Genomic DNA, 12,131 nt, shown 5'->3' with positions numbered 1-12,131 from the left:
GCCGACGACAGCCGCGAGTCGGGACCGGAATTTGGGCCGCGGTCGACCGGCGGGGCGCCGGGAAGAAGGGGTGGGTGGAAGAAGAGGTAGGTTAGACCGCGCTTGCACGGCACTTAAAATCAGGGGCGGCACGCACCCCCCTCAGCTATCTATAACTGCGATTCCATTTTGAGGGGATGGATTCAGGAGAAGAACATGGATTTAAAGGACCTATTTGCAATTGGTTTCAGCGCAATAAGCCTGATCATCTCAATTAGCACACTCTATCTAACGCAATTTCGGCCCGCTAAAGTGACTGTATCATCTGGGCCAATGGTGCATTTATTTTACATCCAACCAAGCCAGCCCACGATATTTCTACCGGTTGTCTTCCATAACTCATCTCCGACTAAGGCGATCGTATACAGCATCTTTCTCGAGATCGAAGACACAAAGGGCGAGCACTTCGCGCTAAAATGGGTCGGTTCGGTAAAGATCGATCTTTCGAATAACTATACGGATACATCATTGGCCGGCCCCTTCAAGATTGACGGGTACGAGACGATACCCAATGCCTTACGCTTCTTTTGGGTGAATGGGGAAAATATGCAACAGCTTGACTGGTTGGAGGGTACATACTTATTGACGTTACATATCTGGACGACCGCCAATTCTATCAGTCCAGACCATTCAGTGAAAGAGACGATGGTAATCAACAAGGAAGTCGCGGCAACAATGGCACAAAGGAAGGCCAGCTCTGATGCTAGATCTTGGTTCTTACCACTTGTCGGAAAGGGTCTACTGTCCTTCTCTACAGGCAAAAAGCCGATACAATTTCGGCATATTATGAGATCCTAGTCACTGGACATCACTACCCAACGCCGCGACAACCTCCCCGACTCCGGTCCGGTCTCCAATGCGCAAATATTCTCCCTTCGCTAGCGTCGCCGCGCTTGCAGTGACCAAGGCGTGCTTCGGGCAGATGCCGGGGCGACTGGCACGGTCAAGCTTGGCAAGCTTGCCGCAGCGGCCGCCTGCTTCAGTTTCTTACCGCCGTCAATCTTTGACAGGCCATTGCCGCGGATCACCATCGAGCCGCGTGTTCGTGTGCTGGCTGCAGAGTAGACGGGATGCGGAAGCCACTAACCCGGAAGTTGGAGGGTTGAACATGTTGAGCACGACGCCGTTCGACGCCACTGACTATCTCGATAGTCCCGAAATGATCGCCGCCTACCTCGACGAAGCCTTTGAATCCGGCGATTCAACCCTGATCGCGAAAGCGATCAAGACCGTGATGCGCGTGCCGGAGAATCGTAGACGTCTGCCATCAGAGATGTTGACGCGTATTGCAGAGCTGACGACCCCCCGCGCTTCCGATGCCGATCAACACATCAAGGGCGACGACGATATGTGAAGCCGCTCTGAGCAAGCAGCGATGATCACCCTTGCTTCAACAACACCCCCACTACATCCCCCGCTTCTTTCCGATCCCCGATCAGTAAATACTCGCCGCACTCCAGCGTCGCCACGCTTGCGGTGACCACCGCGCGCTTCGGGCAGATGCCGAGGCAGCTGGTGGTGACGAGCTTGGGGCGCTTACCGCCATGTGCTCCGGCTGCGTGCTTCAATTCCGCTTTCAGCGCCTGCTTGAGCTTCTTGCCGCCGTCGATCTTCGACAGGCATTTGCCGCAGATCAGCACGGGCGAAGGGCGTTTGGGGCGGGCGATGGTGGGGGAGGATTTTGGGGACATCACTTAGATATAGGGATCGGTGACCTCTCATCCAAACGCCGCGCTTTTCCAGCCGCCAGATGATTTGTTAGGCTGAGCCATGAAACTCGGCTTTGAAGAAACCCAGGCCGCCTACACCAGCGGCTCGCAGAATGCCCGCGTCTGGACCGAAACGTGGGTCAAGACCTGGGCCTACTGTCCCCATTGCGGCAACCAGAACATTTCCCAGTTTCCGAACAACAGTCCACTTGCGGACTTCTTCTGCACATCGTGCCGGGAAGAATTTGAACTCAAGAGCCAGAAAGGCAAGTTCGGCTCGACTGTTGCCGATGGCGCTTACAAGACCAAGTGCGAGCGTCTCGCCGAGAGCAACAATCCTAATCTGTTGCTGATGAACTACGATCTCAAATCGCTCGAGGTCATCAATCTCTTCATCGTGCCCAAGCATTTCTTCGTCCGCGAGATCATCGAGGCACGTAAGCCGCTGGCGCCGACGGCAAGACGCGCGGGCTGGATTGGATCGAACATTCTGCTCGGCCGCATTCCCGAGTCAGGGAAGATACACATTGTCCAAAACCGGAGCATCCGGCCAAAAGACCTGGTGCTGGAGGAATGGCAGAAGACGCTCTTTCTTCGGCAGGAGTCTCTTGAAACCAAGGGCTGGCTGCTCGATGTGATGAATTGCGTCGAGTCCATCGGCAAACCGGAATTTACGCTCGAAGAAGTGTACGCGTTCGACCAGCACTTGAGTGCGCTTTATCCTGGCAACCAGAACGTTCGACCGAAGATTCGACAACAACTCCAGTATCTGCGCGATCGTGGGTTCTTGGAATTCGTAGGCAGAGGTTCTTATCGCTTGATCAAATGAGGAGGCGAGCATGGCTTGGTTTCTCAATCACTATGAATGTTATCGTTGTAACCGGCGATGGTCGGACGAGTGGTCGTGCATGTGCGACGACGAATGCCCTTATTGTGAGGCTAGAGATAACACGCCCGTCCGGAGCAACGATCTCACCACGCTGGTTGAACGTAGAGGGGCAGAGTTCGTCGTTCTTAGATCACCGGAGACGGCCGAAGACGATCCAGACTACTTCGAAGTAGCTCGTTTCGAGACCGAGAAGCAGGCCAAGGATTTCTTCGCAGGGACGTAGGATGGGTTGAGCGCAGCGAAACCCATCGAACTCCATGCACGCGGGTGGTGGGTTTCGCTAACGCTCAACCCTCCGCCATCGTCATTGCGAGGAGCGTAGCGACGAAGCAATCCAGTTCCGTGTGCTGGGCTGGATTGCTTCGCTTCGCTTGCAATGACGGAGTGTTGGCGTGAACTACGCCGTCATGCCCGCTCGGGTCCCAGGCGCCACGTTATCTTTGTAGTAGCGGCCGAAGACGTGGATGGCCGGGACGAGCCCGGCCATGACGGCGTGGAGAGGATCGAGGCAAACAAAAAGGGCGGCGCTTGTGGCGCCGCCCTCTTCGATCAGTTCAGCTCTGGTGCGCGGGGTGATGGGTTTCGCTTCGCTCAACCCATCCTACGCGCTGCAGCGCCCTCGCCTCACACGCGCTCGATGATGATCGCCGGGGCCATGCCGCCCGCCGCGCACATCGTCACCAACCCGCGCTTCAACCCGCGGCGTTCGAGTTCGTCGAGCACGGTGCCGACCAGGATCGCGCCGGTGGCGCCGATGGGGTGGCCTAGGGCGATGGCGCCGCCGTTGACGTTGACCTTGGAGCGGTCGAGGTCGAGGTCGCGCATGAACTTCTCGGCGACGACGGCGAAGGCTTCGTTGATCTCCCAGAGGTCGATGTCGTCCTTGGTCAGACCGGCCTTCTGCAGCACCTTCTTGGCGGCCGGCACCGGGGCGTTGAGCATCAGCGTCGGGTCGTCGCCGATGTTCGCCATCGCGACGATTTTCGCCCGCGGCTTCAGGCCGTGCTTCTCGGCGTATTCCTTCGAGGTGAGCAGCAGCGCGGCGGCGCCGTCGACGACGCCCGACGAGTTGCCGGCGTGGTGGACGTGCTTGATGTCGACGTCCGGGTACTTCTGGTTGATCAGCTTGCGATAGGTGGTGCCCTTGTCGTCGAGCGGATAGTCGGCCATCGCGGTGAAGGCCGGCTTCAAGGCCGCGAGACCTTCGGCCGTCGTTTCGGGGCGCGGATACTCGTCCTTGGCCAGCACGACATTGCCGTCGTCGTCCTTGACCGGGACGATGCTCTTGTCGAAGCGGCCTTCCTTGATGGCGATCGCGGCGCGGCGCTGGCTTTCGAGGCCGAGCGCGTCGAGCGCTTCGCGGCTGATGCCTTCCATCGTGGCGATGGCGTCGCCGCAGATGCCCTGGTGCGATTGCGGATGCACCTTGGCGAGCCGCGCATTGCCCGAGCCCATGCCGAGCGGCGGCTTGCCGGCGGCCATGTCCTCGGCCGCCATCGAGGCGGTCAGCGACATCATCTCGGTGCCGCCGGCGATGACCACGTCTTCCATGCCGCTCATGATCTGCGCGGCCGCGAAGTTCACCGCGGTGATGCCGCCGCCGCAGAAGCGGTCGAGCGTGGTGCCGGAGGCCTTGATGTCGTAGCCGGCGTCGAGCGCCGCCATGCGGCCGAGGTCACCGCCCTGCTTGCCGCGCTGGGTCGAGGTCGACCAGATGATGTCGTCGACTTCCGCGGTGTTGAGCTTGTTGCGCTCGGCGATGGCCTTGAGCACGGTGGCGGCGAGGTGCTGCGGATGCATGTCCGCCAGTTTGCCCTTGCCGACCTTGCCGATGCCGCGGGGGGTGCGGACGGCGTCGATGATGTAGGCGTCGGCCATGTGGTTCTCTCCCTGTTGTTTGTCGCTTGTTGTTGCGGGCTTGATCGCGAGATTGTCCGAGCGGCGCGGAGAGTCAAGGCCGGCGCTTACGTCCGCGTCCGGTTGTGGCCGGCGCGGCTCAGCTCGTGCCGCGCGGCGGAACAGGCGATTGCCAAGGCGGCATCGCATCTGCATAGTCGCGCCGATTTTTGGGACTGAGGGACACTCCGACATGGCCGAGGCCGATCTCGACGCAACTATCCGGCAGCTCGCCAAACACCAGACCAAGGCACTGACCGCCGCGGCGAAGACCCGGCGCGCGCACTATCTGGCGCAGGCCGGCAAGGCGAAGGACAAGGCCGGCAAGGCGCGCGCCAAGGCGCTGGCCCAGGCCGCGCTCGAACAGGGCCTCGCCGCCGCCAAGCGGCTGCAGGTCGCCGCCGACAACGCCGCCGACTCCTATGCCCGTGCCATGCGCAAGGCGGCGGACGATGCGGCGAAGGCGGCCGCCGAGAGCAAGCCGGCCAAATCCCAGACCCCGAAGGCCGAAAAGCCGGCGCCCTCCGCGAAGCCGAAGTCCAAGCCCCAAGCGGCGACCAAGGGCACGGCTGCGGCGAAGCCGGGCGCCAAGCCGGGAAAGGCCGCTCCGCGCCGCAAGGTCGCGAAAGCCGCGTAGCAATCGGGGCCAAAACACGGCAGGCGCGCGGGTTGGCTGCCCAAGAAGCGAGCGGGGTCATGCCCCGACTCGTATTTGTGCAATGCACAAAAAGTCATTGCAATTGTCATTAATTGGTCTTAGGTCGAAAAGATCAGCGCAGCAAAGTTGTAAGGGCATAGGGTGCCGCCACGGCGCCCCTCAAGATGCCGCTGGTTGATCTGGAAATCCACATCACCGGTGAGGCCCTGATGACAGAGCACAGCCTCTGGCGTTTCTCGCGCGCATTGCAGCGCGCGCTCAACGACCACCAGTTCGACGATCTCGCGAACATGATCGATGACGAGGTCGAATGGGCGATTTATGGCCCGATCGACATGTTTCCCTTCCTCGGCGCCCGCAAGGGCAAGGCCGCCGCGCTCGAAGTCTGCCGGCAGCTCGCCGACAACGTGTCGGTGCGTCGCTACGATCGCGAGGCGATCATGCTCGGCGTCGACTCGGCGTCGTCGATGCTGCGCTACTCGTTCACCGCGCTCGATTCGCACAAGCCGATCAGCCTGCGTCTGGCGGAGTTTCTGCAGTTCAAGAACGGCAAGCTGACCAGCCTGCGCGTGTTGCTGGATACGTTCGACCTGGTCGAGCAGGCGCTGGGCCAGCCCATCAAGCTGCCGAAGATCGCGTAGTCGGCGATTCTGGTTAGCGCGAACGCGTGGCGTTCATCACTCGTTGACCTTGCCCCGGTATGACCGGGTCCGCGCCGCAGATCGGCCAAGATGCCGTCAAATTGGCCTGCGCAGATGGCAGTGCTTTACAATCTGTGCGGGGACACCGCGCTGCTCACACCTCGACCACCCGCTTCCGATCAGGGGACCAGCCGATGAATGCTATTCCGTCCGAAAAGACCGACTCGACCGAGACCGACGCGAACCTCGCCGCCGTCACCGATGTCGAAGCCGGCATCCGTGAATTCGTCCGCAACGACATCGCCTATCTGCGCCGGCCGTCGCCGGGCGCGACCGGCACCGACACCGCCGCGAGCTCGCTCGCCGCTGCGCTGCCGGCGCTCGATGCCGGCGCGGAAGCGACCGTCAGCAGCGTCAACTCGCTGATCCAGCGCGTCGCCGGCACTTCGCTGGCCGAGATCGAGACGCTGATCGGCGAACTCGAAGCGCTGCGCGATCTGCTGCACGCCGAAGGCCAGCGCGTCCAGCGCGAGATCTCCGGCTACGCCCAGCTCAGCCAGGCGGCGATGAAGTCGACCCGGATGATTTCCGACAACGTCGCCCAGTGGAAGCGCACCGCCGAGACCCTGCGCCAGGTCTGAGACTACGGTCTGAGCGATCCGCCGTTTGGCAGTTCGATGAGTCACGATGCAGCCACCGCGAGGTGGCTGCATTTTTTTGGGGCGATGCGATTGAAAGCCTGCGTTGTCGGGCGCCGCGCACAGGGAGGACCTCATGGTGAGGAGGCGCGAAGCGCCGTCTCGAACCATGAGTTTTGGGCACCGTCTCGCCCGCGGCCCATCCTTCGAGACGCCTTCGCGTCGCTCTTCGAGCGCCGCGAAGGCTCCTCAGGATGAGGATTCGCGTGTGGTGGCGCTTTATGATTCAACAAAGGAGCCCGACCGGCACCCCAGAATCCAATGCCCGGCGCAACGGCCGGGCACCCCAAGTCCGATTCGATTGTTAGTTCGGCAGGCGCCGCTCGGCGGCGGTCGGATCAGCGCGAGCTGAGCGAGCCCGTCGTCGCCGGGGCGTCGAGCGAATAAGCCCCCACCGCGTAGCCCTTAACCACCATGCCGGTCGTAATCATCACCGCCAGTGTCACCGTTGCGAAGATGACACCCACCCATTTCAGTCCCGCTTGATCAGCCATCGTCCCACAATTTCCCAAAACCCACCCGTTCGTCGATCCATGCCCGGGCCGGGTTCACAACGTCTTAATATCTCGGCCGTTCCGGGGCAGTCTCGCCCAATTGCGCCGCAATTGGTTAAAATCCAAAAGGATGTGTCCTGGAGGCCTCAGTCGGCGTTCAGCCGCCCGGCCGGCGCGGCACGAATGCCGTGGCGAGGAACGAGAACACCGGCTCGCCGCGCTGATTCGTGCCGGTGTTGCGCCCCTGCATGATCCCCCATTCGGGCCGCGAATCAGATGTGCGCAGCGTCTCGACGACGCTGGCATAGCTGACGGTGTCGCCGGCCAGCACCGGGCGCAGCCAGCGCATCTCGCGGAAACCGGGCGACGGGCCACCGGCCGGGACCGTCTCGCCGCGCGCGGCGGCTTCGGCCGCTTCGCGCTGGTGATAAGCGACCATCAGCTTCATGCACACCGCGCCGATGTGCCAGCCCGACGCCGCCAGCCCGCCGAACAGCGAAGCCTTGCCGGCCTCCTCGTCGAGATGGAACGGCTGCGGGTCGAACTGCGCGGCGAATTCCTTGATGTTCTCGGCCGTGAAGGTGAAGCTGCCGATCTCGCGGCGATCGCCGACCTTCATGTCTTCCAGATAACGCATCGCCGTCTCCGCTCAGCCCGCCGTGGCGGCCTGGTCGCGCCGGCCGATGATGATCGCCGAGACCATCTCGGCCAGCATCTGGCCATGGCCGTTGCGCATGTAGCATTTGAAGGTGACGATGCCGGTCTGTGGCCGCGACTTGGAGACGCGCGCCTCGACGACATCGACGTCGAGCAACAGATCGTCGCCCGGCCGCAGCGGCGACATCCAGCGCATCTCCTCGATGCCGGGCGAGCCGAGCGACTTGGTCTTCAGCAGGAAGCCGTCGCACAGCATGCGCATCATCAGCGAGCCGAGATGCCAGCCGGAGCCGGACAGGCCCTTCAGCATCGACGCCTGCGCGGCGCGCTCGTCGAGATGCATCGGCTGCGGATCGTATTCGCGCGCAAAAGCGATGATCTCCTCGCGCGTGACGCGGCGAGGTCCGAAGCGGCCGAAATGGCCGGGGGTGAAATCTTCAAAGCTGAGGACGGTCATGACGTTTGCTGGCGGGAGGCCCGATTGTGGCCTCTATTGGCGGCAATCACAAGCCCGACGCGTGACGCTGGGGAGACTGAACGATGCTCGATTTCCGCGACCTGTTTCAGTGGGACCGCTTCATCACGCCGACCATTATCAAGACGTTCTATTGGCTGGCGATCGCACTCGTCGCGCTGCTCGGCATCTTCGGCATCTTCTCCGGCCTCGCCGCGATGGCGCTCAATCCGTTCGGCGGATTCATCCTGGTGCTGGCGAGTCTGGCGGCCGTCGTCGTCGGCATCGTCGCCGCCCGCATCGCCGCCGAATTCGTCCTGATCGTCTTCCGCATCAACGAACATCTGGGTGCGATCCGGGATCAGCAGGGGTTTCGGTAGGTCCACCCTTCGCTCGATATCGAAGACCTCATGGTGAGGAGGCGCGCAGCGCCGTCTCGAACCATGAGTTCGTAGGGCTGCAGCCGTGCTTGGAGGCCATCCTTCGAGACGCCTCGGCTTCGCCGAGGCTCCTCAGGATGAGGTCCCGTTGCATTTCTGTTGTCATTCCGGGGCGCGCGTAGCGCGAACCCGGAATCCCGAGATGGTAGCGAAGAGAGATTCCGGGTTCGCTCGCTACGCGAGCGCCCCGGAATGACGAAGGAGAGGTGGCTGCTAGAAATCGTAGGGTGGGCAAAGGCGCACAGCGCCGTGCCCACGCGGTCTTGGGGCCGAGCGTAACTACGTAGCGCGTGGGCACGCTTCGCTTTGCCCACCCTACGGGCCACGAGCCGCGCGTCTTACGTATTGAACCTGAAATGCATCACGTCGCCGTCGGCGACGACGTATTCCTTGCCCTCGAGGCGCAGCTTGCCGCCGTCGCGGGCGCCGGCTTCGCCGCCGAGCTTGGTGTAGTCGTCATACGCGATGGTTTCGGCGCGGATGAAGCCCTTCTCGAAATCGGTGTGGATCACGGCTGCGGCCTGCGGCGCCTTGGTGCCCTTGGTGATGGTCCAGGCGCGCGCTTCCTTCGGACCGACGGTGAAGTACGTGATCAGGTGCAACAGCTCGTAGCCGGCGCGGATCAGGCGGTCGAGGCCAGCCTCGTGCAGGCCGAGCGTGTCGAGAAAATCGGTGCGCTCTTCGCGTGACAGCGTGGCGATCTCGGACTCGATCTTGGCGGAAATCACCACCGCGACCGCGCCCTCTTCCTTGGCCCGCGCCATCACCTGCTCGGAGAACTTGTTGCCGTCGGCGGCCGAGCCCTCCTCGACGTTGCAGACGTACAGAACCGGCTTCGACGTCAGCAGGCCGAGCATGCGGAACGCGCGCTCCTCTTCCGGCTTGCGCTCGAGGAAGCGCGCCGGCTTGCCGTCGCGCAGCAGCGTCAGCGCGCGGGTGACGAGGTCGAGCTGCTCCTTGGAGTCCTTGTCGCCGCCCTTGGCCTTCTTGGTCAGATTGTCGACGCGCTTCTCGAGGCTGTCGAGATCGGCGAGCATCAGCTCGGTCTCGATCGTGTCGATGTCGGCGAGCGGCGCGACCCGGCCTTCGACATGGGTGATGTCGCCGTCTTCGAAGCAGCGAACGACATGCGCGATGGCGTCGACCTCGCGGATGGTGGCGAGGAACTGATTGCCGAGGCCTTCACCCTTCGACGCGCCCTTCACCAGACCGGCGATGTCGACGAAGGTCAGCCGCGTCGGGATGATCTGCTGCGACTTGCCGACTTCGGCGAGCTTGTCGAGCCGCGGATCCGGCACCGCGACCTCGCCGACATTCGGCTCGATGGTGCAGAACGGATAGTTGGCCGCCTGCGCCGCCGCGGTCTCGGTCAGCGCGTTGAACAGCGTCGACTTGCCGACATTCGGCAGCCCGACGATCCCGCATTTGAAGCCCATGATGTGTCCCGCTGTTCGTGCCTAGCGCCGCAACTAAGTGACGCGTCATGCCCGGGCTTGACCCGGGCATCCATCCTTCTTCGCAAGATGATGGATCGCCGGGTCGAGCCCGGCGATGACGCTGCTACTTGTTGCCGCCCTTCGGCTCGCCCTTATCGTTGTCGTAGAAACCCTTGGCCTGCATGGCCAGGTGAACCTTGTTGGCGAAGGTGGAGTCCTTGCCTTTGGCGATCAGGCCGGCGTTGTCGGCGACGATCTCGCACAGCGCCTCGACCCAGGGCCGCTCACTCTTGGCGAAGTCGCCGAGCACGTGGCCGTGCACCAGCTCCTTGATCCCCGGATGACCGACGCCGAGCCGCACCCGCAAGTAATCGTTGCCGATATGCGCCGAGATCGAGCGCAGGCCGTTGTGACCGGCGATGCCGCCGCCGACTTTGACGCGCACCTTCGCCGGAGGCAGTTCGATCTCGTCGTGAAACACGGCGATATCGCCCTGCCCGATCTTGTAGAAGGTCGCGGCTTCCTGCACGGCGCGGCCGGAGTCGTTCATGTAGGTGGTCGGCTTGAGCAGCGTGATGCGTTCGCCGTCCAGCGTGCCGTCTGCGGTCTCGCCCTGAAAGCGGCGGCGCCAGGGCGAGAAGCCGTGACGCCGCGCGATTTCGTCGAGAGCCATGAACCCGATGTTGTGCCGGTTGCCCTGGTACTTCGCCCCAGGATTGCCGAGCCCAACGAACAGGCGCACGACGCGGTGCCCCGCGTCCGCTTACTTCTTCTTGGCCGCAGGAGCCGCGGCGGCCGGAGCCTTGGCGGCGGCAGCCGGAGCCTTGGCCGCACCGGCCTTGGCGGCAGGAGCCGCGGCCGCTGCGGCGGGTGCCGCTGCGCCGGCTGCAGCGGACTTCTGCTCTTCGTTGAAGCCCGACGGCGGCACGATGGTGACCAGCGTGACGTCTTCACGCGACACCGACTTCACACCCTTGGGCAGCGCGATGTCCGACAGATGCAGCGACACGCCGATGTCGAGAGTCGACACGTCGGCTTCGATGAACTGCGGAATGTTCTCGGCCGGGGCTTCGAGATCGACCGTGTGGGTGACGATGTTGAAGGTGCCGCCACGCTTCACGCCCGGCGCGACTTCGAGGCCCTTCAGATGCAGCGGCACGCTGACGCGGATGGTCGCGCCTTCGCCGAGCCGCAGGAAGTCGACATGGAGCGGGAAATCCTTGACCGGGTCGAGGTGATAGTCGCGCGGAATGACCCGATGCTTCTTGCCGTCGAGAACGACGTCGAAGATGGTCGTGAGGAAGCGGCCGGCCTGGATGCGCAGGCGCAGTTCCTTGTCCTCGACCGAGATCGGCAGCGGGGGCTGGTTGTCTCCGTAGATCACTCCGGGCACTCGGCCGGCGCGACGCTCTGCCCGGGCGGCCCCCTTGCCGCTCTTCGGACGAGCAATCGCCTTGAATTCCATGACGGTCGCCATTGTCGTAAGTCCTTGATCTGTCAAAAATTAAAGGCCGCTAGGCGGCCTCGTGAACACGCCGCGGCGAGCCTCCAGGGGTGCGGGGGCCACGGTCGTGGCGGCGTTCTAGCCGCAAAGGGGTGAAAAGACAAGGAAATCGGGGGTGGATGGCCCCTCAGGTCGTCATCGCCGGGCTTGACCCGGCGATCCATCTTCTTCGCGAAGAGGGATGGATGCCCGGGTCGAGCCCGGGCATGACGCTGTGCGTGTGGCTGAGGCCGCCCTACGCCATCGCGGTCGGCGGTTCCGAGCCGCCACCCTGGCGGGCTTCGAGGGCGGCGATGCGGGCCTTGAGGGCCTCGTTTTCCTCGCGGACGAGGCGGACCATCTCCTTGAAGGCCTCGAATTCCTCGCGCTTGACGATGTCGAGGTCGCGCAGGATCTTCTCGGCTTGGCCGCGCACCACATTGTCGACTTCGCGCTTGACGCCCTGCGCGGCGCCGGCGGCATCGTTCATCAGCCGGCCGAGCTCGTCGAAAATCCGGTTGCTGGTCTGGGTCATGGTCGATCTCCTCGCGCGCTGGCGCTGTTCACAGCGGGTTGCCGAGACAATGGCGATCGGCACCGGCGCCCGCAAGGGCGGGGCGCCCCGGCGGGTTCATGC

17 protein-coding genes are annotated in these 12,131 nt (G+C 63.1%); 7 read left to right on the top strand and 10 right to left on the bottom strand.

Going from position 1 to position 12,131, the window contains the following annotated elements:
* Positions 1-195 precede the first annotated feature (195 nt).
* Both I5M_RS24740 and I5M_RS24735 read left to right on the top strand, forming a co-directional pair.
* Positions 196-837, top strand: a complete 642-nt coding sequence (locus tag I5M_RS24740; protein WP_148287953.1) for a hypothetical protein — start codon at positions 196-198, stop codon at positions 835-837.
* A gap of 310 nt (positions 838-1,147) precedes the next feature.
* Positions 1,148-1,393, top strand: a complete 246-nt coding sequence (locus I5M_RS24735) for a DNA-binding protein (RefSeq protein ID WP_022723848.1) — start codon at positions 1,148-1,150, stop codon at positions 1,391-1,393.
* A 25-nt stretch (positions 1,394-1,418) separates the two neighbouring features.
* Here the strand turns inward: I5M_RS24735 and I5M_RS24730 are convergent, their stop codons facing one another.
* On the bottom strand, positions 1,419-1,730 hold the full coding sequence (locus I5M_RS24730; RefSeq protein WP_022723847.1) for a (2Fe-2S) ferredoxin domain-containing protein: 312 nt from the start codon (positions 1,728-1,730) through the stop codon (positions 1,419-1,421).
* A 79-nt stretch (positions 1,731-1,809) separates the two neighbouring features.
* Here I5M_RS24730 and I5M_RS24725 point away from each other — a divergent pair, with 79 nt between their 5' ends.
* Positions 1,810-2,577 (top strand): DpnI domain-containing protein, encoded by a 768-nt coding sequence (locus I5M_RS24725; RefSeq protein WP_022723846.1) that lies wholly within the window; start codon positions 1,810-1,812, stop codon positions 2,575-2,577.
* Positions 2,578-3,034: 457 nt separating this feature from the next.
* Here the strand turns inward: I5M_RS24725 and I5M_RS24715 are convergent, their stop codons facing one another.
* Complete coding sequence (locus tag I5M_RS24715; protein ID WP_022723844.1) at positions 3,035-3,232, bottom strand: hypothetical protein; 198 nt, start codon at positions 3,230-3,232, stop codon at positions 3,035-3,037.
* A gap of 29 nt (positions 3,233-3,261) precedes the next feature.
* Positions 3,262-4,515, bottom strand: a complete 1,254-nt coding sequence (locus I5M_RS24710; RefSeq protein WP_022723843.1) for an acetyl-CoA C-acetyltransferase — start codon at positions 4,513-4,515, stop codon at positions 3,262-3,264.
* Between the two features lie 211 nt (positions 4,516-4,726).
* Between I5M_RS24710 and I5M_RS24705 the strand changes: the two genes are divergently transcribed.
* From I5M_RS24705 to I5M_RS24695, 3 genes are all read left to right on the top strand, one after another.
* Positions 4,727-5,170: a hypothetical protein gene (locus tag I5M_RS24705; RefSeq protein ID WP_022723842.1), complete on the top strand. Its 444-nt coding sequence runs from the start codon at positions 4,727-4,729 to the stop codon at positions 5,168-5,170.
* Positions 5,171-5,400: 230 nt separating this feature from the next.
* The gene (locus I5M_RS24700; protein WP_031337460.1) at positions 5,401-5,832 is read left to right on the top strand and encodes a nuclear transport factor 2 family protein; all 432 of its coding nucleotides are present in this window, start codon (positions 5,401-5,403) and stop codon (positions 5,830-5,832) included.
* A gap of 194 nt (positions 5,833-6,026) precedes the next feature.
* Positions 6,027-6,473, top strand: a complete 447-nt coding sequence (locus I5M_RS24695; RefSeq protein WP_022723840.1) for a hypothetical protein — start codon at positions 6,027-6,029, stop codon at positions 6,471-6,473.
* Between the two features lie 395 nt (positions 6,474-6,868).
* Here I5M_RS24695 and I5M_RS33235 read toward each other — a convergent pair whose 3' ends face one another.
* The 3 genes from I5M_RS33235 to I5M_RS24680 form a co-directional block, all read right to left on the bottom strand.
* Positions 6,869-7,024 (bottom strand): hypothetical protein, encoded by a 156-nt coding sequence (locus tag I5M_RS33235; RefSeq protein ID WP_022723839.1) that lies wholly within the window; start codon positions 7,022-7,024, stop codon positions 6,869-6,871.
* Positions 7,025-7,181: 157 nt separating this feature from the next.
* Positions 7,182-7,661, bottom strand: a complete 480-nt coding sequence (locus I5M_RS24685; protein WP_022723838.1) for a MaoC family dehydratase — start codon at positions 7,659-7,661, stop codon at positions 7,182-7,184.
* Positions 7,662-7,673: 12 nt separating this feature from the next.
* On the bottom strand, positions 7,674-8,138 hold the full coding sequence (locus tag I5M_RS24680; RefSeq protein WP_022723837.1) for a MaoC family dehydratase: 465 nt from the start codon (positions 8,136-8,138) through the stop codon (positions 7,674-7,676).
* Between the two features lie 83 nt (positions 8,139-8,221).
* Here I5M_RS24680 and I5M_RS24675 point away from each other — a divergent pair, with 83 nt between their 5' ends.
* The gene (locus I5M_RS24675; protein ID WP_022723836.1) at positions 8,222-8,515 is read left to right on the top strand and encodes a DUF4282 domain-containing protein; all 294 of its coding nucleotides are present in this window, start codon (positions 8,222-8,224) and stop codon (positions 8,513-8,515) included.
* Positions 8,516-8,913: 398 nt separating this feature from the next.
* On the opposite strand, the gene ychF is transcribed toward I5M_RS24675, so the two are convergent.
* The 4 genes from ychF to I5M_RS24655 all read right to left on the bottom strand — a co-directional run bounded on the left by ychF (position 8,914) and on the right by I5M_RS24655 (position 12,029).
* Positions 8,914-10,011, bottom strand: coding sequence for a redox-regulated ATPase YchF (gene ychF, locus I5M_RS24670; protein ID WP_022723835.1), 1,098 nt, complete (start codon positions 10,009-10,011; stop codon positions 8,914-8,916).
* 124 nt (positions 10,012-10,135) lie between these two features.
* Complete coding sequence (gene pth / locus I5M_RS24665) at positions 10,136-10,753, bottom strand: aminoacyl-tRNA hydrolase (RefSeq protein WP_022723834.1); 618 nt, start codon at positions 10,751-10,753, stop codon at positions 10,136-10,138.
* 21 nt (positions 10,754-10,774) lie between these two features.
* Positions 10,775-11,488, bottom strand: a complete 714-nt coding sequence (locus tag I5M_RS24660) for a 50S ribosomal protein L25/general stress protein Ctc (RefSeq protein ID WP_022723833.1) — start codon at positions 11,486-11,488, stop codon at positions 10,775-10,777.
* A gap of 262 nt (positions 11,489-11,750) precedes the next feature.
* Positions 11,751-12,029, bottom strand: coding sequence for an accessory factor UbiK family protein (locus I5M_RS24655; protein WP_022723832.1), 279 nt, complete (start codon positions 12,027-12,029; stop codon positions 11,751-11,753).
* Between the last annotated feature and the right edge of the window lie 102 nt (positions 12,030-12,131).

Source organism: Rhodopseudomonas sp. B29 (genome assembly GCF_000333455.1).
In the GTDB taxonomy this organism is placed as follows: domain Bacteria; phylum Pseudomonadota; class Alphaproteobacteria; order Rhizobiales; family Xanthobacteraceae; genus Rhodopseudomonas.
Note: the sequence above shows the minus strand (reverse complement) of the source record. Positions and strands in the feature narration are given on the sequence as shown.

Coding starts and splice junctions, on each gene's coding strand:
- I5M_RS24725 (WP_022723846.1), top strand. CDS start 1,810: ATGAAACTCGGCTTTGAAGAAACCCAGGCCGCCTACACCAGCGGCTCG.
- I5M_RS24730 (WP_022723847.1), bottom strand. CDS start 1,730: ATGTCCCCAAAATCCTCCCCCACCATCGCCCGCCCCAAACGCCCTTCG.
- I5M_RS24660 (WP_022723833.1), bottom strand. CDS start 11,488: ATGGCGACCGTCATGGAATTCAAGGCGATTGCTCGTCCGAAGAGCGGC.
- ychF (WP_022723835.1), bottom strand. CDS start 10,011: ATGGGCTTCAAATGCGGGATCGTCGGGCTGCCGAATGTCGGCAAGTCG.
- I5M_RS24675 (WP_022723836.1), top strand. CDS start 8,222: ATGCTCGATTTCCGCGACCTGTTTCAGTGGGACCGCTTCATCACGCCG.
- I5M_RS24740 (WP_148287953.1), top strand. CDS start 196: ATGGATTTAAAGGACCTATTTGCAATTGGTTTCAGCGCAATAAGCCTG.
- I5M_RS24735 (WP_022723848.1), top strand. CDS start 1,148: ATGTTGAGCACGACGCCGTTCGACGCCACTGACTATCTCGATAGTCCC.
- I5M_RS24705 (WP_022723842.1), top strand. CDS start 4,727: ATGGCCGAGGCCGATCTCGACGCAACTATCCGGCAGCTCGCCAAACAC.
- I5M_RS24680 (WP_022723837.1), bottom strand. CDS start 8,138: ATGACCGTCCTCAGCTTTGAAGATTTCACCCCCGGCCATTTCGGCCGC.
- I5M_RS24695 (WP_022723840.1), top strand. CDS start 6,027: ATGAATGCTATTCCGTCCGAAAAGACCGACTCGACCGAGACCGACGCG.
- I5M_RS24685 (WP_022723838.1), bottom strand. CDS start 7,661: ATGCGTTATCTGGAAGACATGAAGGTCGGCGATCGCCGCGAGATCGGC.
- I5M_RS33235 (WP_022723839.1), bottom strand. CDS start 7,024: ATGGCTGATCAAGCGGGACTGAAATGGGTGGGTGTCATCTTCGCAACG.
- I5M_RS24710 (WP_022723843.1), bottom strand. CDS start 4,515: ATGGCCGACGCCTACATCATCGACGCCGTCCGCACCCCCCGCGGCATC.
- I5M_RS24655 (WP_022723832.1), bottom strand. CDS start 12,029: ATGACCCAGACCAGCAACCGGATTTTCGACGAGCTCGGCCGGCTGATG.
- I5M_RS24700 (WP_031337460.1), top strand. CDS start 5,401: ATGACAGAGCACAGCCTCTGGCGTTTCTCGCGCGCATTGCAGCGCGCG.